The sequence below is a fragment of the Niveispirillum sp. KHB5.9 genome, assembly GCF_048066115.1.
Taxonomy (GTDB): domain Bacteria; phylum Pseudomonadota; class Alphaproteobacteria; order Azospirillales; family Azospirillaceae; genus Niveispirillum.
On sequence record NZ_JBLTYX010000002.1, the window covers coordinates 206847 to 229110 of the forward strand.

Sequence of the window (22264 nt, forward strand, 5' to 3'; positions counted from 1 at the left end):
GGTGTCTGAGCAGGTGAAACCCCGTCGGCGCTCCACCAAGGCCGAGCAGCGCGCCGAGAAGATGGAGCAGATCCTCGACGAGGCTGAATATCTATTCTCCAAGCACGGTCTCTATGGCGTCACGCTGAAGGACGTGGCGCAGCGGGTGGGCGTGCACCACACGCTGCTGAACTATTATTTCGAGGATAAGAAGAAGCTGTTCGACGCCGTCTTCGCCCGCCGCGCCGCCGTGACCAGCGAACGGCGGATGCGGGCGCTGGAGGAGTATGAGGCGGCGACCGGCGGCAAGCCCACGGTGGAGGGTGCCCTGCACGCCTTCCTGGATACCGATCTGGACCTCTATATCGAGGGCGGGGAGGCCTGGAAGAATTACGCGGCCCTGGGCGCGCAGGTGGCCAACACGCCCGAATGGGGGGCGGAGCTGATGGACCAGCATTTCGATCCCGTCGTGCTGCGGCTGATCGACCTGCTGAAGAAGGCCCTGCCCGACCGGGCGGAAGAGGACATCTTCTGGGGATACCACTTCGTCACCGGAGCCCTGCTGCTGACCCTGGCGCGGACGGGGCGCATCGACAAACTGTCGGGCGGGCTTTGCAAATCCGACGATTTCACCGCCGTGAAGGCCCGCATGGCCGCCTTCATGGCGGCGGGGTTCAAGGAAGTGTGCAAGGTGCGGGGATAGGATTGCAGGCGCCCGAGGGGCATGGAATACCGGCCATCGGTCGGTATTCCATGCCGATGGTATTATCGCGCCACGGCCATCACCGGCTGGCTCCAGCCGCCGCTGGCCAACTCGCGTTCGGCCTGCATGAAGCCGTAGGCGGGCACGATCTCCGCCTCCCGGTCGGTCACCTCGGCCAGTCGCGCCACCACCCGGTCGCCCGTTTCCGGCCCGCTACCGACATAGCAGCCCTGGGTCAGGGTGACATTGGCAGCCGCGAAGTGCCCGCCACCGGCACACAGGATGGCCCGCGTCGGCGCATCGTCACCGACCAGCGGCAGCAGGGCCGGGCTGACCAGGGCGGGGTTCAGCCGCTCCAGGCTGTCGCCGGACAGGACGCCATCCGTCATCTGCGTGGCCGCCGTCGGCGCCAGGCAATTGACGCGGATATTGTACCGCTCGCCTTCGATGGCGAGCGTCTGCATCAGGCCGACCAGTGCCATCTTGGCGGCGCCGTAGTTGGCCTGCCCGAAATTGCCATAGAGGCCGGAGGAGGAGGTGGTCAGGACGATACGGCCATGGCGCTGGTTGCGCATGATTTCCCACACCGCCTTGGTGCAGATCACGGCCCCCATCAGATGGACCTCCAGCACCAGGCGGAAATCATCCAGCCCCATCTTGGCGAAGCTCTTGTCACGCAGGATGCCGGCATTGTTGACCAGGATGTCGATGCGGCCCCATTCCGCCATGGTGCGGACCACCAAGGCCGCCACCGCCGCCTCGTCCGTCACCGACCCGGCGATGGCCATGGCATCGCCGCCGGCCGCCGCGATCTCCACCGCCACGGCATTCGCCGCCTCCTGGCTCAGGTCGTTGACGACGACCTTGGCTCCCTGGCGTGCCAGGAACAGGGCATGCTGCCGACCCAAGCCGCCACCCGCCCCCGTGACAATCGCGATCCGTCCTTTCAACGCCATGTTCCGGCGCTCCCTCCTGATTTTTCGATGCGCCTATATAGCGGATATATAATTCACTCTCAAGATAGTGAATTTAAGAGGCGCTCCGCCCGGAAAAACGGATGGCGGACGGCTCCGTTTCATAAGCCTCTCCTCCCATCCCGGCCATGAAACCGGAATGGGAGGGAAAAGCCCGGTTCAGAACCGGTAGGCGGCCCGCACACCCCAGGTACGCGGCGCGTCGTAGAAGGCACGCGCCACGCCGGCGAAACCGGGCACCGCACCGGTGGATGCCGCCTGCTGGCCGCGAATGTCGATATTGTTCTTCACCGCCTTGTCCTCCAGGTTCTGCACGAAGGCCTCCAGCTGCCAGTTGGCCGGGGATTCATAGCGCAACGACAGGTCGGTGCGGGTATAGGCGCCCTGGCGGTCGGTAGCGCGGTTGAAATCGGTCAGGAACATTTCCGACTGATATTTGCTCTGGATGCGCGGCACGATCACCCCGCCATCGGGCAGGTCGAAGAAATGCTCATAGACCAGGGTGACGGCCAGTTCGGGTGCGAAAGGCAGCTTCTTGCCCTTCAGGTTGGTGGCGCCGTTGGGATTGGCGGCCGTGAAGATGTTGGTGTCCACGGTCTTGAAGTCGTCGTATTCGGCACTGAGCAGTGCCGCCGACACCTGCAACCGGTCCTGGTCGGTGACGCTCCAGTTGGCTTCCGTCTCCAGGCCATAGATGCTGGCCTTGGTGGCGTTCACCGTGACCAGCTGCTGGATGCCGTTGGCACCGATCACCGTGTTGGCGCGCAGGATATTCTTGTAGTCGGAATAGAAGGCGACATTGTTCAGGGTCAGCGACCCGTCCAGCAAGGTGGCCTTCAGGCCCAGTTCGTAATTGGTGACATTCTCCGGATTGGCCGCCGTGCCGCCATCTTGGATCACGCCGGATTTGAAGCCCGTATTGACCATGGCATAGGCCAGCAGGTCGGCGGAGAGGTCATACTCGCCGCGCGCCATCCAGGTCAGCTTCTTCCAATGCTTGTCGGCATCGTTGCGGGCCGTTACCACGCACAGGCTGGGGATCTGGCTGGTGGGCACGCCGATGACATTGACGCCGCCGGTGGCCGGGGTGGAGTTGTTGCGGTTGCAGACATAGTTGCGCCCGCCCGTGTCCTTCTTGCTGTCCTTTGTATAGCGCAGGCCGCCGGTCAGCCGTGCGGCATCCGTCACATGAAACGTCTCCTGCGTGAACAGGGCCCAAGAGGACAGGTCGCGGCGCGGCTGGATGAAGGTCTGGGCATCGCGGCGGTCATTGGGGTCGAATTGGCCCGGCACCGTGCCGGTATCGTCACGGAAATCGATGTCGAAGCGGATGTCGTTATCCTCCTTGTAATAGAAGGCACCGAACAGCCAATCCAGCCGCTCCGCATCCACCGACTTCACCTGCAATTCATGCTGGCTGCTGTCGAACACCCCGCGCTCGAACCGCCGCTCCTCGGCGAAGGCCGGCGATACCGGCGGGCGCGGCAGGGCGCGCAGGCCCGGGTCCAGCGCATAGCCCACGTCATTGTCGTTCACATTCTGACGCGTCATGTGCGCCCAGCCGAACAGGTAGCTGACCTCCACCTTTTCCGTAGGCTGGTAATCGGCGCGCAGGCGGACCGTGTCGTTCACCTGGTCCAGCATGCCGGGACTGTCGATCACGGCGGAACGGCGCTTGGTGCCGGGCAGCGGCGTGACATTGACCGGCACGGTGCCCGCCCCCTGGTCGGAGAAGCGTTCGGCCGACACGAACAGCTTGAAATTCTCCACCGGTGTCCATTGCGCGCTGACCCGGCCGGAATAGCGATCGGCATTGTCGTACTTGTCGGCGCCGGGCGGCACCTTCGACCCGGCGGCGAAATCGATATAGCCTTTGCGGTTCTCCACATAGCCGGCGGCGCGGATGGCCAGCGTGTCGGTGATGGGCAGGTTCAGATGGCCCTTGACCCGGAACAGGCTGTAATTGCCGGCCGTCAGGTCGATGGAGCCCGACGCCTTTTCCGCGTTCGGCTTGGCGGTGATGATATTGACCACGCCGGCATTGGAATTGCGGCCGAACAAGGTGCCCTGCGGCCCGCGCAGCACCTCCACCCGCTCCACATCATAGAGCAGCGCCGTCGCACCCTGCGGGCGCGGGGAATAGATGCCGTCGACATGGAAGGCCACTGCGGGATCGCCCACCTCCGTGCGATTGGTGGAAACGATGCCGCGGATGGCCACGTCCACGGCGGCCTGGTTGCTGCTCTGGCCGATCTGCAGGCCGGGCACCAGGGACACGATGCTTTTCAGGTCGGAGACCTGAAGCTGGTCCAGCGCCTGTTGGCTCAGCGCCGTCACGGCCACGGGCGTGTCCTGCAACGACACGGCCCGCTTCTCGGCGGTGACGATGATCTCCTCCAGCATGGCGCTGGAGGTCTGGGCCAGGGCCGGTGCGGCGATGGCACCAGCGGCGGTGGCGGCCAGCAGGATGTGCTTGATGATGTTGGTCTTGGTCGTCATGGGTTCTCTCCCTCCCTGTTCCGGGCAAAATCCTTCCCAGGCCGGACGGTGGCACCCGTCCGGCTGGTGTTGTTTCGGGCAATGGGGACCCGTTCCCCGCGCGGGTGTTGCGCGTGGGGTTGCGGGTTTCTTGGTCTTGTTGAAAGGCCAGTAGGTCAGGTCGAGGGGCGGAGCCCCGAGCCCTGACAAGCGACGGTGCCTTCGAAATGTCAGGGCTCGCCTGCGGCTCGACCTGACCTACGGCACTTCACCGCCCTTTGCGGTCTGGCGCTGCCCGCCTCAGTTCCTTGATGCCTTCATGCGTCGGTCTCTCCCTGTTCTGTCGGCCGGGACTTCAAGTCCCTTGTTCCGTGGATTGTCTCGTGTCCCCGGCCATGGCCTGGGCGCGCAGTTCCATGCGGAACCGCTGCAGATCGTCGATGCGCTGGTACGGCAGCACCGTTTGCAGGCTTTCCGCCGGCTCTCCCCCCAGCAAGGCCAGCATATGGCGGGCCAGTTCCTCACCATCGCGGCGCTGGGGCTGGTAGTAATAGGTGACACCCTGTTCGAACGGCATGCGGAATGGCATGCCGCCGAAGCCGACAATGCGCAGCCCGTCGCGCGCCGGGTCCATCCCCTGCTCCAGGGCCGCCTCCATGGCGCCGAACATCGACAGCTGGTTGGCGCACAGGATGGCGGTGACGCCCCGGTCGCGCGCCAGCAGGTCGCGCACCGCATCCTGGCTGGACCAGACCGACAGGCCGGAGGTCACCAGCAGCGACTTGTCCCAGGGCAGGCCCAGTTCCGCCAGTGCCCGCTGATACCCGCGCAGCCGCATGCCGGCATAGGTCATGTTGCCCGTGGGGTTGAACAGGGCGATGCGTTTATGACCGTCTGCCGCCAGCCGGATCATCGCGTCATAGACCCCGCCCTCGTCATCATGGTCGACGAAGGCGTGCGGGCTGTGCAGTTCGGTGCGCCCGAAGCTGACGAAGGGGAACTTGAATTCCAGGCAGAAACGCGCCCGTTCATCCATCGGCGTGGTACGGGAGAAGATGATGCCGTCGGCCAGCCGCTGCTGGAATACCCGGCGCACTGTTTCCAGCGGCGACTGGCTGGCCGTCTGCGCCAGGACGACCAGGTTGTAGCTGTCGGTCTCCAACGTGCGCGACACGCCCTCCACCTGAGCCAGGAAGCCGGCATCGCCGTAATCCGCCACTTCCGGCGCGAAGAACACCGAACAGATCTTCATCGTCCGGCCCGTGCGCAGATAGACGCCGCCGGCATCGGGCAGATAACCCAGGCTGGCCGCCGCCTGCTTGACCCGCGCCACCGTGTCCGGCTTCACCTCCGGCCCGTCCTTCAGCGCCCGGGACACGGTCGTGATCGACAGGCCCAGATGCTCGGCAAGGGTTTTCAGGTTGGTGCGCTGACTGGGCTGCATGGCGGTCGGGCTCGCTGGTTCACCTTGGAAGGTTGCGGGAGATTACGAATAATCGGCGGGCGGCGGCACCTCATTCTCGCGCATCACCCGGCGCATGAAGTCGAACGACGCCTTGGGCGTACGTTTCAAGGTCGTGTAGTCGACATGCACCAGCCCGAAGCGCTTGTTATAGCCATGGGCCCATTCGAAATTATCCAACAGCGACCAGGGCATGTAGCCGCGGATATCCGCCCCTGCCGCAATGGCCCGGTGCACGGCGGCCAGATAGTCGCGGTAATAGGCGATGCGGTCCTGGTCATCGATGCTTCCATCGGCACCGGCAATGTCCAGGAAGGCGACACCGTTCTCCGTGACGAAGACCGGCGGGTTGCCATAGTCGCGGCGCAGACCGTCCAGCGCCTCATAGAAGGCATGGCCGTCGATGCCCCAGTTCATCTCCGTCCGGCGCAGATATTTCGGCGGCTCGACAATCTTGAACGGCCAGGCCGTGCCGTCGGCCGGGGACAGGTAGGTGGGGAAATAATGGTTCACCCCCTGGTAATCCACGGGTCGGTGGATCTCCGCCATGTCGCCCGCCTGGATATGCGGGGCGAACCGGTCCAGCACGCTGTCGGGATAGCGGCCCAGATGCACGGGGCCCAGGAACACGCCGTTCCACTTATCCTCGAACAGCTGCACCAGATGCTGGTCACGCTCGGCGAACTGCGGCAGGGGCCGGCCCTTATGGACGGGCAGGACGAAGCCCACGGGCACGCCCGGCGCCAGATCGCGCACCACCCCCACGGCGCGGCCATGGGCCAGATTCAGGTGATGGGCCACGCGCACGGCGGCGCGCGGGTCGGCCAGACCGGGGGCGTGGCGCCCCTCCTCATTCCCGACCCAGGCGCAGACCGACGGTTCATTGAAGGTGACCCAGGTCCGCGCCCGGTCGCCCAGCCGGCGTACCATCAATGCTGCGTAATCGGCGAACCAGCCGGCACTGTCGCGGTTGACCCAGCCGCCCTTGTCCTGCAGCGCCTGCGGCAAGTCCCAGTGATAAAGGCAGGGCCAGGGCTCCAGCCCCCGTTCCAGCATGCCATCCACCAGCCGGTCATAGAAATCCAGGCCCTTCTGGTTGGTCGCCCCCGTACCGTCCGGCAGCACCCGGCCCCACATGATGGAGAAGCGGTATTGCTGCGCGCCCAAGGTCCGGATCAGGTCCAGATCCTCCGCCCAGCGATGGTAATGGTCGCAGGCCACGGTGCCGGTATCGCCATTGGCCACCCGGCCGGGGCTGGCGCAATAGGTGTCCCAGATGCTGGGCCCACGCCCATCATCGGGCGCCCCGCCCTCGATCTGGTAGCTGGAGGTGGAGATACCCCACCTGAACCCATCCGGGAAACGCATCGTGACCGTCTCTTGGCTGCCTGTCGGGAAAATCGGGCCGCCCGCGAACACCCCTCGGCCTGCGCGAAAGGGATGTCGGGCGGCAGGAACCGCTGATGTAAAAATCGTAACGTTTCGAAAAATGCCTGTCCAGGCCGAATCTGTGGGTAAACGCATTTTTCCTTGATTGACAGTCCGTATCGGCTCGCCATACTTCACGAGAAATCGAAACGTTTCGGATTGTGCGGCGCAATGAAGATCAGGGTGAAAGCATGCTGCGCTGCCGCAAAATTCGCGGCAATCTCCTGGCTGGCCCTGGCAAGCGGCGCAGCATGGGGGCAGGAGCTGGAGGTGATGCACTGGCTGACCTCCGGCGGCGAATCCGCGTCGCTTTCCGTGGTGCGCGATGCCTATCGCGATCAGGGCGGGTCCTGGCGGGATGCGCCGGTGCCCGGCGGTTCCGCCGCACGGGCGGCGGCCGTCAACCGCATCCTGGGCGGCAACCCGCCGCCGGTCTTCCTGTTCTCGCTGGGCAACCAGCTGAATGAATTGTCCACCCACGGACTGATCATTCCCGCCCCCGGTGCCGATGAGGAATGGGACCGGGTACTGCCGCCACTGCTGGCGCGATCGGCCAAATATCAGGGCCGCTACATGGCCGCCCCCCTAAACATCCATGGCGAGAACTGGATGTTCTACAATGCCGGCCTGCTGCGACAGGCGGGGCTGGCCGTGCCCCGCACCTGGGCCGAATTCCTGGACGCCGCCGCCCGGCTGAAAGCCATGGGCAAGATCCCCATCGCCATGGGTGGACAGCCCTGGCAGGAACGGCTGCTGTTCAATGCCGTGCTGCTGGGGGTGGGCGGACGCGATTTCTACCGCCGCCTTTACGAGACGCTGGACCCGGCGGCCCTGGACAGCCCCGCCCTGCTGGAGACGTTCCGGACCTTCGCCGCCTTGCGCCCCTTCGTGGATGAGGGCAGCCCCGGCCGGCGCTGGAACCAGGCGACGGCCATGCTGATGCGCGGCGATGCGGCGTTCCAGTTCATGGGCGACTGGGCCAAGGGCGATATCCGCGCGGCCGGGCTGGAGCCGGGGGTGCAGATCGGTTGTGCCCTCTCCCCCGCACCGGAACCCGCCTATATCATGGTGGTCGACGCCTTCGCCTTCACCCAACCGCGCGACGCCGAAACGGCGAAGGCGCAGGAACGCTTCGTTTCGGTGATGATGGAACCGGGCGTGCAGGCCCGCCTGAACCAGGCCAAGGGCTCGATCCCCGTGCGCACCGACGTGCCGGGTGACGGGTTCGACATCTGCGCGCGCCAAGCCATGGAACTGATCCGCGATCCGGCCACGCACCTGGCCTCCACCGGCCTGTTTGGCCTGCCCGGCGGCATGGCCGGGGCGGTAGATGATGCCGTCTCGCAATTCTGGAACGATCCCCGCCTGACCCCGGAACAGGGCCGCGACCTGCTACGCCGGTCGATTCTAGCCTTCCGGTGAACAAACAAAACGAAAAGGGAGGAACAGGGTGAAACCATCGCATCGGGCCCCTTCCATCGCCCTGCTGCCGGCCGGGCTCATCACCTTCGTCTGCTTCTACCTGTTCATCGCCTGGACCTTCGCCATCTCGCTGACCAGCTCGCAATTGCTGCCCAGCTGGGATTTCATCGGCTTCGTCCAGTATGAAAGGCTGTTCGCCAGTGCCCGCTGGTGGACGGCACTGGGCAACATGGCGATCTACGGCACGCTGTTCATCGCCGGCTGCCTGACGTTGGGCTATCTGCTGGCCATCCTGATCGACCGCGGCGTGCGGGCGGAGGGGGTCTATCGCACCATCTTCATGCTACCGCTGTCCATGTCCTTCGTGGTCACCGGCATCATCTGGCAATGGATGCTGAACCCCGGCCTGGGTATCCAGCAGGCGGTGCGCGGACTGGGGTGGGAGGAGTTCGCCTTCAACTGGCTGGTCCGCGCCGACCGGTCCATCTACACGGTCGCCCTGGCCGGCATCTGGCAGCAATCGGGCCTGTGCATGGCCCTGTTCCTGGCAGGATTGCGTGGCGTCGACCCCAACATCTGGAAGGCGGCGAAGGTCGATGGCATCCCCACCTGGCGGGTCTATGCCGCCATCGTCACACCCATGCTGCGCCCGGTCTTCTTCACCGCCGCCATCCTGCTGTTCTCCCTGGTGGTGAAATCCTTCGATCTGGTGGTGGCGCTGACCGGCGGCGGGCCCGGCTTCTCGTCGGACCTGCCGGCCCGGTTCGTGATGGAGCATATTTTGAACCGGCAGGAACTGGGCTTGGGTGCAGCTGGTGCCTGCATGATGCTGGCCACCATCGCCGCCGTGGTCGGCCCCTATCTCTATGCCGAAATCCGGCAGAAGAAGGGGGGCTGATCCATGCGGCGCTTCCCCCTCTACCTGATGCTGTCCATCGCGGCCCTGGCGGTTCTGTTCCCGCTGTTGGTTATGCTGTCGACCTCGCTGAAGCCGCTGGCGGAGATCAACAATGGCAGCCTGTTCGCCCTGCCGCAGGACCCGGGTTTCGCCGCCTGGGGAAAGGCCTGGGGTGGTGCCTGCATCTCCGGCACCTGCCGGGGCCTGTCGGTCTGGTTCGGCAATTCATTCGCCATCGTGCTGCCGGCTTTGTTCTGCTCCCTGGCACTGGGTGCCCTGACCGGTTACGCGCTCAGCCTGCGCACGGCCAGATGGGTGGACATGCTGTTCGCTGCCTTGCTGATCGGCCTGTTCATCCCGCCGCAGGTCACGCTCTATCCCATGATCGCGCTGGTGCGCGAACTGGGGCTGTTCGGCACCCAGGGCGGGCTGGTCTTCGCCCATACGGTCTGGGGCCTGGCCTTCGTCACGCTGCTGTTCCGCAATTTCTTCCTGTCGGTGCCGCGCGACCTGCTCAAGGCGGCGCGCATCGATGGGGCCGGGTTCCTGGCCAGTTTCTGGTACGTGATGCTGCCCTTGTCGCTGCCGGTCTGCGCCGTCGCACTGGTGCTGCAATTCACCTATATCTGGAACGATTTTATCCTGGGCCTGACCTTTGCGGGACCGGGGCAGCAGCCGGTGACGGTTGCCCTGAACGTGCTGGCCGGATCGCAGTTCGGGCCGCAGGAATACAATGTCAACATGGCGGCGACGATGATCGCCGCCCTACCCACCATCCTGGTCTATCTCCTGTCCGGACGCCTGTTCGTGCGCGGGATCGCGGCCGGGGCCGTGAAGGGATGATATGATGCAACGCGTCCGCCTACAGGGCATCGCCAAGAATTTCGCCGCCACCACCGTACTGGACCGGATCGACCTGGATATAGAGCCAGGCGAGTTCCTGGTGCTGCTGGGTCCGTCCGGCTGCGGCAAGTCCACGCTGCTCAACATCGTGGCCGGGCTGGAGGAACCCAGCGGCGGCACCATCCATTTCGGCGACCGCGACGTGACGGCGCTCGAGCCCGACCAGCGCGACATCGCCATGGTGTTCCAGTCCTACGCGCTCTACCCGACCATGTCCGTGCGCCGGAATATCGGCTTCGCCCTGAAGATGCGCGGCCTGTCCAGGCCGGAGATCGAGGCCAAGGTGGCCGGTGTGGCCGGCCTTCTGCAGATCGGCCATCTGCTGGACCGCAAGCCGGCGCAGCTGTCGGGCGGACAGCAGCAGCGGGTGGCCATCGGCCGCGCCCTGGTACGCGAACCGCAGGTCTTTCTGCTGGACGAACCCTTGAGCAACCTGGACGCCAAGCTGCGTGCCGACATGCGGGTGGAACTGAAACGCCTGCATGAACGCGGCCGGCGCACCACCCTTTACGTCACCCATGACCAGGTGGAGGCGATGACCCTGGCCAGCCGCATCGTCGTGATGGACAAGGGCCGGGTGCAGCAATGCGACCGGCCGGAAGTGGTCTATGCCAAGCCTGCCAACCGTTTCGTCGCCGGCTTCGTCGGTGCACCGACCATGAATTTCCTGGAAGGGGAATTGGCACTGGCCGACGATCAGCCGGCCTTGCGGCTGGGCGACCATATCCTGCCGCTGCCTGGGCTGAAGGCGGGAACGGGCCTGCGCACGGGCCAGCCCCTGGTGCTGGGCTTGCGGCCGGAACACCTGGCACTGGCACCCGCGGGCGAAGCGGGAACCTGCCAGGGCCAGGTGCTGATGACGGAGCCGACGGGACCCGACACCTATGTGCTGATCCGGCTGGCGGGCCGGGAGGTGACGGCCCGCATGCCGCCCGGCGTAGCGCTGGCAGCCGGACAGATGGTCGGCCTGCGGCTGGACGGTGCTGCGGCCAGCCTGTTCGATACAGGCGAAGGGCGGCGCCTGAATTGAGCACGGGATGACCGATCGCCGGTCACCTTTTCAGCGTCGCGTCGTAGAAGGACACGATCTCCCGCCGGAACGCCTCCAGGCCGGGCCGGTCCAGATAGGGCATGTGGCCGCCTTCCAGATAGCGTTCGGTGATGTTGCCCACCAGTTCCGGTTCCAGGTTCATATGCGCCAGGTCCCACTCGGTGGCGAAGAATGGCGTCACCAGGTCGTAATAGCCGCTGAGCGACAGCACCTTCAGATGCGGATTGGCGCGCATGGCCACCCCCAGATCGACCGTCGTATTCGCCCCGGAATACTGGAACGGCGCGCCGCCCGGCGGCTGGTGGCTCCAGGTCCAGCGGCCCATCATGGCACCGTCGACGGTGATATATTCAAGGTCGCTGCGATAGCCCAGCGTCTCCGCCAGATGCCGGCGGAAACCGGCGACATAGGCCGGCGACATCTCGTTAGACGGGTCGGCGCCGGCCTTCTCCCCCACCCCATCCATGGCCATACCCACGGCGCGCGCGTCGGAACTGCCGATGATGCGGCGCTGGTCGCGCAGCAGTTCGGCGGTGAAGCGCGGCGCCAGCACGCGCAGATTGGCCTTCAGCCAGTAATCCGCCGACAGGCCGGTCAGGCTTTCCAGCCTTGCCGCCATCGCCGCCTTCTCCGCCACACTGATATGGTGGCCCTTGGCCAGGGCTGACGCATAATCGCCGATGGCGAATTCCCGTGTCGCCTGGACATGGGCTTCCAGGCTGCCGGCACTGCGCTGCACCTTGTTGTGGTACCAGGCGGTGGCGGCGTAGGTCGGGATCAGGTTCACCGGTTCCCGGTCCAGGCCCGACGCGTGCTGGCCGAAATTCAGGATGGAGGAGACAAGGACGACGCCATTGAAGGCCATGCCGCTGGATTGCAGCTTATGCACCAGCACAGCCGAACGCGGAGAACCATAGCTCTCGCCCAGCAGGAACTTGGGCGCATTCCAGCGGTCATTCTCGCTGACATAGCGGCGGATGGCCTGGGCGAACGCGTCGCCATCCTTGTCGATGCCGTAATATTGCGAGGCGTATTCCGGCTTCACCAGCCGCGAGTAACCGGTGCCGACCGCATCCAGGAACACCAGATCGGTGCGGTCCAGGATGCTCTGGTCATTGGCGATCAGGTCATGCGGCGGCGGCGGTGTCGGTTCCGGGCTGGTGGTGCGGGCATAGACCGGCGACAGCCCGCCCATATGCAGCCAGATGGATGAGGAACCGGGGCCGCCGTTGTAAACGAAGGTCACCGGCCGTTCCGGTGTTCCCTTGGGCCGGTCGGCGATATAGGCGACATAGAACATGTGCGCCGTCGGCTGGTTCTCCGCATCGGTCAGGGTCAGGCGGCCGGCCGTGGCCTTGTACTCCACCTTCTTGCCGGCAATGGTGACGCTGCCGCGTGAGGTCGCCTTGTCCGCAACGGTCGCGGCGGGCGGTTCCGCTGCCGGCACAGAGATGGTGACGGACAGCAGCAGGGTGATGGCGGTGGCACAGGCCAGCGCCAGACGATGCGTCTTCATGGGGATTTCTCCGCTTGGGCGGGATCATGGGCTTTGAACCAGCCGATGATATTGTCGGTCTTGGCGATCTGCTGGGTCGGGCGGACGCCGATATTGTGGCCGGAGCCGGGGATGCGGACCAAGGCCGTCTCCACCCCGCGCAGCTTCAGCGCGGTATAGAACTGTTCGGCCTCCGCTGGCGGGGTGCGCCAGTCATCATCCCCCACCATCAGCATGGTCGGCGTCTTCACCTGCCCCACCCGCGACAGGGGCGACAGGCGCCAGAAAATCTCCCGGTCCTCCCACGGCATCGCGCGGACCTGATGGCGGGCGACATGTGCCGCCGTATCGCCGGCCAGCATAGTGCTGGTCCAGTTGATGACGGGATTGACGGCCACGGCGGCGGCGAACCGGTCGGTATTGCCGACGATCCAGGCCGTCATCGCCCCGCCCGCCGACCCACCGGTCACGAACAGCCGGGCGGGATCGGCCAGCCCCTTGGCAATGGCCGCATCCACCACGCTCATCAGATCGGCCAGATCATCAGTCCCTGGATACTTCAGGTCGATGGTCAAGGCGAAAGCCTCGCCATAGCCCAGCGACCCGCGCTGATTGGCCCAGACCACGACGAAACCTTCGGCCGCGAAGCGCTGGATCTCGCTGGCAAAGCCCGGCCCATACATGATGGCTGGCCCGCCATGGATCTCCAGGATCAGCGGATAGGGCTTGGACGGGTCATGGCCGGGCGGCAGTGCCACCCAGGCATCGATGGCGCGGCCATCGGCACTGCTGGTCACGGGCAGCTTTTCCACCCGCGCCATGGATACAGAGTCCAGCGCATCGGCATTCACATCGGTCAGCCGCTTCGCCTTGCCGCCGGGCGTGACCAAAGCGATGTCGGACGGGCGGTCGGGCCGGCCCTGGCTATAGGCGACCTGCTTGCCGTCGCGCGACAGGCTGAAACTGCCGCCGATATAGGGCCGGCCGCCGGCCCCGTCATTCATGTCGGTGACGATGGTCGCGACCTTGCCGTCCAGCCCGACCCGGACCAGTTCCACCCGCCCCTCATTCGTGATGGTGGCGAACAGGCTGCGCCCGTCCGGCGCCCAGACGGGACTGGAGACGGAGCGGTCGAGAGCGGCGGTCAGCGACCGGCGCCCGCTGCCGTCGCGGTTCATCACATAGAGCTGGCTGGTCTGCCAGGAGACTTTGCGGTCATCATAACCGGTGAAGGCGATCAGCTTGCCGTCGGGCGACACGGACGGTTCCGCATCCGGCCCGCGCCGGTCGGTCAGGGCGGTGACGGCACCGGTGGCGATGGCGATGCGATAAATCTCGCTCTCGCGCGGGTCCATGTCGGCATCCGGCGCGGCGTTGCCGGTGACCAGCACATGCGCCCCATCCAGCCATTCCAACCCGCCATAGCTGACCGTCCCCTGGGTGACGGCGCGCGGCGTACCACCCTCTGCCGGCACCACGAACAGCTGCATGGCGCCGGGTTTCACGAAGCCCATGCCGTCCAGATGCACGTTCAGACTGTCATAGACCTTGGCCGGCGGCTCCCAATCAGCACCGGGCGGCGGCGATGGCGGGGTGGCGAAACGCGGCCCCTTGCCGTCCACGAAGGACAGGAAGGCAATGGTCCTGCCATCGGGTGCCCAGACCGCGCCGCTAGCCCCACCCGGCACCTTGCCCAGTGGCCAGTCGGCCCCCTCGGCCAGCGACAGGACGCGCAGTTCACCGTTGCTGGCATATAGCAGGCGGCGACCATCGGGCGACCAGACGGGATCGGATGCAGACGCATCCCCGGTGACCAATGCCCGCTGCTCCCCCGTCGCCGTATCGATGATCCACAGCGACGACCGGTAACGATCCGTCCTGATGTCAGCCGCACGGCGGACATAGACGATGCGTGAACCGTCCGGGGAAATCCGCGGATCGCGCGCGGCTTCCAGGTTGAAAATATTCATGGCGGTGAAGCGGCGCGCGGTGACGTCCACCTCTGCATGGACCGGGGCGACCAGCATGAATGTGGCCAGCATCGTGCCGGCCAGTGACAGTGCCCTTGCCTTCATGGGGAACCCTCCCGGCTGTTATCGGTGGAAAAGAAAACAGCCAGGCGTCGCGTGACGCCGGGCTGTCGCTCCCCCCGATCAGAACCGGTAGGCGGCGGTGACGCCCATCGTGCGGGGACGGAAGGTGACCTCGCGATAGATGGGGTTGTACTGCCGGTACTGCGAACAGGACGGGCCCGACGCCGCCACGCAGCCCGACCGGCCGTTGGAATTATGCACGGCCAGCACATCGTCGGAATCCAGCAAGTTATCGACGAAGAAGCCCAGATCGATGCTGTCGGTCAGGCTGTAACCGCCGCGCAGCGAGACGAAGTTGGTGGCTTCCATCTCACCCGCCACGTCGGGGGAATAGCCGACGGAACCGTACTTCACGCCCGCCCAGTAGCTCGACGCATACTGGTAATCGGCGCGGATGAACGCCTCGTTGCCGGCCAGGTCGAACTCGTACTGCAGGCCCAGGCTGAGCTTCCAGTCGGGGATCGGCAGCGGATCGCCGGCCTTCAGATAGACGGCATTGACCGGAGCCGGGCCTACGACGCCCTTCTTGTACTCGGCATCGGCATAACCCACCGCCAGATTGGCGGTGAAGCCGGCGCCCAGATTGGCGCGGGCATCCAGGTCCAGGCCCTGGCTGACGGCCTTGCCGGCATTGATCGTGTAGGTGAAACCGCAGGTCGGCAGGCCGTAATTGGTCTGCGTGTCGTTCCATTCCAGGCGATAGACGCTGGAATTCACCTGCACGCCGAAGACATTGACCTTCGCACCCAGCTCATAGTTCCAGACCTTGTCGGACTCGTAGGTCGCCGGGGTGTTGGTGATGCCCAGCGTGGTCAGGTCGGTGGCGCAGCGGGCCGGCGGGATCTGGTTGACGCCACCGACGCGATAGCCGCTGGAGATGGTGCCGAACACCGAGTTGCTGTCATCGATCAGGTACTGAAACCCGACCTTGGGCGATACCGGCTTCTCGATGATCTGACCGGTGATCAGGCCGCCATTGGCGGCGGTGGGCACGGCGATGCCGGAAATGGGGCCGGCGGTTTCCTGGAAATAATCCAGATGCGTGCGCGACAGGCGCAGACCGCCGATCAGCTTCAGGCTGTCGGTGACGCTGAACGTGACCTCGCCATAGGCCGCCACTTCATTGTCGGTCATGTCATGGTCGCGGTAATATTCCAGATTACCGGGCAGCAGCGGAATACCGAAGATCGCCTGCGGCGGCAGGCCATAAATGGCCTGGGTCAGGTCGGCGACATTGGCGCGGTATTCGGTCAGTGCCTTGATGGTCATGTCCGAATAATAGATACCGCCCACCCAGTTCCAGCGGCTGTCGCTGCCGTAATCGGAGGAGAAGCGCAGTTCCGCCGTATAGCCGGTGCGGTGGTTGTTATAGGCCGGATAGCTTTCATAGAGCGGCAGGGTGGCCACGAACGGCGCGCCGGCCTGATGGTTCTGCGGCTCCTGGTAAGAGAAGTTCAGATGGCCCTTGGACCGGTCGTCGATATAGCTGACGATGCCCATGACATTGATATCGTCGAAGGAGGTCTCGGCCTTGATCGACGGCACGAACAGCGTGTTGGTCACGCCGACATTGGGCATACAGGGCGCGATGGTGCTGGCGAAATTGTCGCCGATATTGCAGGTGTCGCCCGACTTGTTGCGGCCATAAAAATTGTACGGGCCATAGGTGCGGGCCGGGTTGTTGGGGCGTGCCGCAGCCGTGAACTGTTCGACATTGCGCCAGGAATAATCATCCTGGTTCGTCTCCTGGCGCGACCAGTAGACGGACGGGGTGATCTTCGTATCCTCCGTCGCGGCCACGGCCACAGCCAGGCGCGCGGAATAGGCGTCGGACGAGTTAGCGTCCTTCTTCACCGTCTTGGCGGAATGGCGGTCGATATAATCGATATAGCCGCCGGTATGCCTGGCCATGGCGCTGGCGCGGAAGCCGATCTTGTCTTCCACGATCGGGCCGCCGACGGCGGCACCGCCCTCATACGACCAGTCACCTTCCTTGGTGTTGGACAGGCCGACCTTGGAATGGCCGCTATAGTCGGTCAGGCTGGGTTCCGGGGTGATGAAACGCACCGTGCCGCCCTGCGAACCGCCGCCATAGAGCGTGCCCTGGGGACCGCGCAGCACTTCCACACGCTGCAGGTCGAACAGCATCGGGATCGGCGTGCCGCTGCCGGCCGGGCCGCCGCGCTTGGTCATCGGGCTGTCATCCAGGTAGACGCCCGTGGTGGCGGCACCGGTGGAGGGGCTGACGCCGCGGATGGCGATGGACTGCACCGCCGAATTGGACCCCAGATTGCTGACCGACAGGCCGGGCACCAGACGGGCCAGATCGGCCACATCCTCGACACCCTGGCGCTCCAGGCTTTCCTGGGTCATGGCCATGATGGACAAGGGCGTGCGGTTGATCGACGTCGCCTGGCGCGTGGCCGTGACGATGATCTCCTCCAGCACCACGCTCTCGCCGGTCGACGTGGTCGCCGTGGTCTGCGCCGACGCCATATGGGTGAAACCGGTTGCCGCGACGGCCGACATCAGCAGGCCGGTCCTGAAACACATACGGGACATCATACCCCTCCTCAGTTCCCTGTTCGCCTAGCACGCCCCTGTGGGGTCGTGAAGTTATTTTACATGTTATATATTTTGGTAGCGCGAGATACTTGTCAAGTTAATTTGTTTTCCGGTTTGAGTTAAAAAAAGCGTGCCGGACGCAAATCCGGCACGCCAGGGCTGAGATAGACAAATAAACGTTAACGGTTACGGACGCTGCGACAAAGTATGATCGTAGAATGCGTCCAAATCGCCCTTCATTTTCAGCAGGACTCTTTGGTCATTGAACGCCATGTGCCCAGATTCATACAATTTGTACGAAACATTGGGGATCAATTGCGGTTCCAGCAGCATATGGTCCAGGCCATATTCTCCGGAGAAGAACGGCGTACTCATATCGTAATAGCCGCTCATGGCCAGGATTTTCAGCTGGGGGTTGGATCGCATGGCCGCCGCCAGGTCCAGGGCCACGTTGGGCGAGGTCCGTACGCGGTTGCCCGGTGCCCGGTGCTTGTAATCCCAGGCGCCGGAGATCTCCATGTTGTTCAGCGAGCGGAAATGCATCGGCGACTTGTAGCCCAGGTCGCGGCTGAGATAGTCGCGATAGGTGGACAGATAGGCCGAGGACACGCCCGCCGTGGCCGGATCGTCGGTGGCCGGATCGAAGGTCCCGCTCATCGCGCCATAGGCGTGCGGGGCGGTGAAGCGGCTGTCGAAACGGCCGGTGATCTTGGCATCGTCGCGCAGCAGCTCGCGGCGATAGGATTCCAGCTCCACGCGTAGATTGCGGCTCAGCAGGTAATCGACCGGCAGGCCGATATATTTGCTCAGCTGTTCGGCCACCGCCTGCTTTTCCGCCGGGTCGATGCCATGACCACGCCCCAGCGCCATGGTGTAGGGGCCACGGGCGAACTCCCGCACCTCCTTCATGAAGGCTTCCAGGCTGGCCGGACGGTTTTGCAGACGGTTATGGTACCAGGCCGTGGCGGCATAGGTGGGGACCAGCACGGCGAAGTCATTATCCTCGCCGCCATCGCCATTCACCACCAGCGACAGCAGGATGATGCCGTTGAACTGCATGCCCTGGTTCTGCAGGCGATAGACCAGACCGGCGGCGCGCGTCGTGCCATAGCTTTCGCCAAACAGGTATTTGGGCGAACCCCAGCGTTCATTCACCGTCACATAGCGGGTGATGAAGCGGGCGAAACTGTCCATATCCTGCTCGGTACCCCAGAAATAGGTGCCGGGCGTGTCGCCGATGGGCCGGGAATAGCCGGTGCCGACGGCATCGATGAACACCAGATCGGACTTGTCCAGGATGCTGCCGGGGCTGTTGCGCATGACATAGGGGGCCGGGCCGGTGGCTTCCGGCGCGCGGGTCACGGCCTGGACCGGGCCGACGCCACCGATATTCAGCCAGTGGCTGGCCGAACCGGGACCGCCATTGAACAGGAAGGTGACGGGACGCGGCGGTGCCCCCTTGGGCTGATCCACCGTATAGGCGACATAGAACATGCTGCCCTTGGGATCGCCCTCATGCGACAGGATGGTCAGCGTGCCGGCCGTGGCCTTGTAATTGATGGTCTTGCCGTTCAGTTCCGTCCTGTGCGACGTGACGACGGCCTTCTCCTCCGCCGTGGCGCGGCCGGTCACGGCTTCGGCCGCCGGCGCCTCGGCCGGCTTCTGCGCCTGCACCGGCGTGCCGGCCAGCATGGTCGTCAAGGTCAGGGCGGCGCACAGGGTGCCGGCTTTCAAACGCATCGCTTGGTTCCTCGGGCTGTGACGGGGGGTCATTGGCGGCTCTCCGCCACGGTCATTTCCTGATAGCGCTGGCGATACTGCTTCATGCCCACCCACAGCAGGATGAAGGTCACCGGCCCGATCACGGCCGCCGCCGTGGCCAGCGCATGCGGCAGGGCACGGTCGCCGGAGAAGACGAAATCCGACAGGAAGGCGGGCAGGATCGGCCCCATGCTGACGCCGATGATGCCCACGGCGAACAGGAACACGGCACCCAGCTGGGCCCGCAGATGGTTGGGCGCCACCATCTGGATGGCGGACGGGATCAGCACCGGCGTGAAGCCGATGAAGAACTTGAACGGGAACAGCATGAAGGCCATGGAGCCGGCGGTCGGCATCAGCGGCATGGCGATGGCCGGGATCATGATGCCCACGGCCCCCAGCGCCGTCAGCCGCAGGCAGGCATCCGTGCGCCCCGCCGCCAGCCAGCGGCTGGACAGCCAGCCCGCGAACAGCAGGCCGATGGGACCGGCGATCAGCGACGACACACCATTGATGCGGCCGGATTCCTCAACGTTCCAGCCCCAGATGCGGATGAACAGTTCCGGGTACCAGCTGTCGGAATAGGCCAGGACGGAGAAGAAGGCCGGGCCGATGAACAGCGACAGCGACATCAGCTTGTTTTCACCGATAAAGGCGAAGACATCGGCGAAGGGGAAGTGCCCGGCCGTCTTCGGCGGCTGCTTCACCATGCCGGTACGCGCCGGCTCCTTCAGCGTCTCCACCCACAAAGCCACAGCCAAGCCGGGCAGGCCGACCACGATGAACACCATGTGCCAGGACCGCATGGCACCAAACAGCGGCAGTTCCAGATCCGGGCTGGCCTTCACGGCGGCGATGACCTCACCGCCGATGATCATGGCCAGACCGGCACCGATGAACAGGCCGAAGGTGTAGATGCTCATGGCGCGCGGCAGGCGCTTCTTGTCGAAACTGTCCGACAGCATGGAATAGGCCGACGGCGACAGCGTCGCCTCCCCCACCCCCACCCCGATCCGGGCCAGGAACAGGTGGGCGTAGCTGTTGGCCAGACCGCACAGCGCGGTCATCACGCTCCACAGCGTGATGCCGACCGCGATCAGGTTCTTGCGGTTGTACCGGTCGGCCATCCAGCCGATGGGCAGGCCCATCAGCGTGTAGAAGATGCCGAACGCCCCGCCGGTCAGCAGCGCGAACTGGAAATCGCTGATAGCCAGGTCCGCCTTGATGGGCTCCACCATCAGATACAGGATCTGCCGGTCCAGGAAGGACAGGATATAGGCCACCATCAGCACCCCGGTGACGTACCAGGGGTACCAGCTTTTCGCAGCGGGCCGTTCGGCATCCACACTCATGCGTCAGCCCTCCTTGCTGTCGATCAGCGGATTGGGCGGCGGCGGCGTCACCGGCGGCACGAAGGCATGGATCAGCGCCCAGGGGCTGGGCATCTCCCCCACCTGCACCTCGATCAGGGCCGGGCCGCCGGCCTTCTTCGCGGCTTCCAGGGCGCCGGCCAGTTCCGCCGGGCTGCACACCTGGGCGGTACGAAGGCCGAACGCCTTGCCCAGCAGCTGGAAATCCGGGTTGGTCAGTTCCACCGCGAATTCCCGGCCGAAGGTCCGGCGCTGGATGCGCTGGACATTGCCGAAGCGGTTGTCGGCGAAGACCACGGTGGTCAGGTTCAGATTATACTTGGCCGCCGTGGCCAGATCATTCAGGCCCCAGCCGAAACCGCCATCACCGGTGATCGACACGGTGCGCTTGTCCGGTGCCCCGACCGCGACACCCAAGGCGGTGGGAAAACCGTACCCCAGCGTGCCCTGATAACCCGGCGTCACGAAGGTGCGGGCTTTGTGCACCGGATAGGCGATGGAGGAGAAATAGCCGACCTGGGTCAGCTCGCTGACCAACGTCGCATCATCGGCGATATGGGTGCGCAGCACGTCGGCATAGTCGGACTGCGGCTTGATGGCCTGGGTCTGCCCGGCTTCCCACGACTTGACCTTGGCGATGTCGGCCCCGCGTGACGGGCGTTCGATATCGCCCAGCGCTTCATTGATGGCATCCAGCCCCAGACGGATATCGCCCTCGATCGCCAGACCCGGCTGGCGCGGGGCGCCCATATCGGCCGGTTCCACATTCAGATAGATGAACTGGCAGCTGGAGGAGAAATGCGTAGGCCGCGCCATGGCATCCAGGAAGCGGCTGCCCGCCACCAGCACCACATCGGCCTGCGGCAGCACGCAGCGCCCGCCAAGCGTGGTCAGGGCCAGCGGATGGCGGGCCGGCAGGGCACCGCGACCACCCTCGGTCAGGGAAACCGGGGCCTGTAGCTTCTCCGCCAGGGCCTGCAACGCCGCACCGGCATCGCCGGCCGTGGCGCCGCCGCCAGCATGGATCACCGGGAATTTAGCCCCGGCCAGCAGCGCTGCTGCCTGCGCCACCAGACCGGCATCCGCCGGCGTCGGGGCGAAGGGTGCGGCATCGAAGAACTCGACGCTGTCGACCTTGGCCTGTAGCACATCGGGCGGGAATTCCAGCGCCACCGGGCGCGGCCGGCCCGACCGCAGCTCCACGAACGCCTGATGCACCAGGGCCGGGATTTCCTCCGGCGTGCGGGCAATGCCGTGCCACTTGGTCAGGGATTTCAGGATGCCGGACTGGTCGGCGATCTCATGCAGCATACCATAGCCCTTGCCGATGGTCGGCGACGGGATCTGGCCGGAGATGAACAGCACGCGGGAATTGCAGGCCCAGGCGGTGGACAGGCCGGCGAGCGCGTTCAGCATCCCCGGCCCCGGCACCATCATGCACACGCCCTCGCGGCCCGTGGTCCGCGCATAGCCGTCGGCCATGTAGGATGTGGCCTGCTCGTGACGCGGCACGATGAACCGGATATCGTCGGCGGCCTCGCACAAGGCATCCACCGCCCAGTCAAGTTGCACGCCCGGTATCCCGAACACGACCTCGACCCCTTCACGGCGCAACTGCCCCACGAGAGCCTGGCCCCCGGTGATAGACATACCCGTTACTCCTGTTTCGGCGCTCCCGGTCG

The 22264-nt window shown here is 65.1% G+C and carries 15 protein-coding genes; 5 read left to right on the plus strand and 10 right to left on the minus strand.

What is annotated here, in order from left to right:
- Position 1: 1 nt before the first annotated feature.
- On the plus strand, positions 2–682 hold the full coding sequence (locus ACM9HJ_RS05505; RefSeq protein ID WP_416570696.1) for a TetR/AcrR family transcriptional regulator: 681 nt from the start codon (positions 2–4) through the stop codon (positions 680–682).
- A gap of 62 nt (positions 683–744) precedes the next feature.
- Here the strand turns inward: ACM9HJ_RS05505 and ACM9HJ_RS05510 are convergent, their stop codons facing one another.
- The 4 genes from ACM9HJ_RS05510 to ACM9HJ_RS05525 form a co-directional block, all read right to left on the minus strand.
- Positions 745–1638, minus strand: coding sequence for an SDR family NAD(P)-dependent oxidoreductase (locus ACM9HJ_RS05510; protein ID WP_416570697.1), 894 nt, complete (start codon positions 1636–1638; stop codon positions 745–747).
- 177 nt (positions 1639–1815) lie between these two features.
- On the minus strand, positions 1816–4155 hold the full coding sequence (locus ACM9HJ_RS05515; RefSeq protein WP_416570698.1) for a TonB-dependent receptor: 2340 nt from the start codon (positions 4153–4155) through the stop codon (positions 1816–1818).
- 334 nt (positions 4156–4489) lie between these two features.
- Positions 4490–5578 carry a LacI family DNA-binding transcriptional regulator gene (locus ACM9HJ_RS05520; RefSeq protein WP_416570699.1) on the minus strand — a complete coding sequence of 363 codons (1089 nt, stop codon included), beginning with the start codon at positions 5576–5578 and terminating at the stop codon, positions 4490–4492.
- Between the two features lie 42 nt (positions 5579–5620).
- Positions 5621–6964, minus strand: coding sequence for a GH1 family beta-glucosidase (locus ACM9HJ_RS05525; RefSeq protein WP_416570700.1), 1344 nt, complete (start codon positions 6962–6964; stop codon positions 5621–5623).
- 333 nt (positions 6965–7297) lie between these two features.
- On the opposite strand from ACM9HJ_RS05525, the gene ACM9HJ_RS05530 reads away from it, so the two are divergent.
- From ACM9HJ_RS05530 to ACM9HJ_RS05545, 4 genes are read left to right on the plus strand one after another with little or no spacing between them, the layout of a single operon-like run.
- Complete coding sequence (locus ACM9HJ_RS05530; protein ID WP_416570701.1) at positions 7298–8446, plus strand: ABC transporter substrate-binding protein; 1149 nt, start codon at positions 7298–7300, stop codon at positions 8444–8446.
- A 28-nt stretch (positions 8447–8474) separates the two neighbouring features.
- Positions 8475–9344, plus strand: coding sequence for a carbohydrate ABC transporter permease (locus ACM9HJ_RS05535; protein ID WP_416570702.1), 870 nt, complete (start codon positions 8475–8477; stop codon positions 9342–9344).
- Between the two features lie 3 nt (positions 9345–9347).
- Positions 9348–10187, plus strand: coding sequence for a carbohydrate ABC transporter permease (locus ACM9HJ_RS05540; protein WP_416570703.1), 840 nt, complete (start codon positions 9348–9350; stop codon positions 10185–10187).
- A gap of 1 nt (position 10188) precedes the next feature.
- On the plus strand, positions 10189–11277 hold the full coding sequence (locus ACM9HJ_RS05545) for an ABC transporter ATP-binding protein (RefSeq protein ID WP_416570704.1): 1089 nt from the start codon (positions 10189–10191) through the stop codon (positions 11275–11277).
- A 22-nt stretch (positions 11278–11299) separates the two neighbouring features.
- Here the strand turns inward: ACM9HJ_RS05545 and ACM9HJ_RS05550 are convergent, their stop codons facing one another.
- The 6 genes from ACM9HJ_RS05550 to ACM9HJ_RS05575 all read right to left on the minus strand — a co-directional run bounded on the left by ACM9HJ_RS05550 (position 11300) and on the right by ACM9HJ_RS05575 (position 22232).
- Positions 11300–12814, minus strand: a complete 1515-nt coding sequence (locus ACM9HJ_RS05550; RefSeq protein WP_416570705.1) for a S10 family peptidase — start codon at positions 12812–12814, stop codon at positions 11300–11302.
- Positions 12811–14868, minus strand: a complete 2058-nt coding sequence (locus ACM9HJ_RS05555) for a S9 family peptidase (RefSeq protein WP_416570706.1) — start codon at positions 14866–14868, stop codon at positions 12811–12813. Before ACM9HJ_RS05555 ends, ACM9HJ_RS05550 begins: the two co-directional genes overlap by 4 nt.
- A 78-nt stretch (positions 14869–14946) precedes the next feature.
- Positions 14947–17448 carry a TonB-dependent receptor gene (locus tag ACM9HJ_RS05560; RefSeq protein WP_416570707.1) on the minus strand — a complete coding sequence of 834 codons (2502 nt, stop codon included), beginning with the start codon at positions 17446–17448 and terminating at the stop codon, positions 14947–14949.
- A 189-nt stretch (positions 17449–17637) separates the two neighbouring features.
- On the minus strand, positions 17638–19191 hold the full coding sequence (locus tag ACM9HJ_RS05565) for a S10 family peptidase (RefSeq protein ID WP_416570708.1): 1554 nt from the start codon (positions 19189–19191) through the stop codon (positions 17638–17640).
- Positions 19192–19220: 29 nt separating this feature from the next.
- Positions 19221–20564: an MFS transporter gene (locus ACM9HJ_RS05570; RefSeq protein ID WP_416570709.1), complete on the minus strand. Its 1344-nt coding sequence runs from the start codon at positions 20562–20564 to the stop codon at positions 19221–19223.
- 3 nt (positions 20565–20567) lie between these two features.
- Positions 20568–22232, minus strand: a complete 1665-nt coding sequence (locus ACM9HJ_RS05575; protein WP_416570710.1) for a thiamine pyrophosphate-binding protein — start codon at positions 22230–22232, stop codon at positions 20568–20570.
- Positions 22233–22264: the final 32 nt, after the last annotated feature.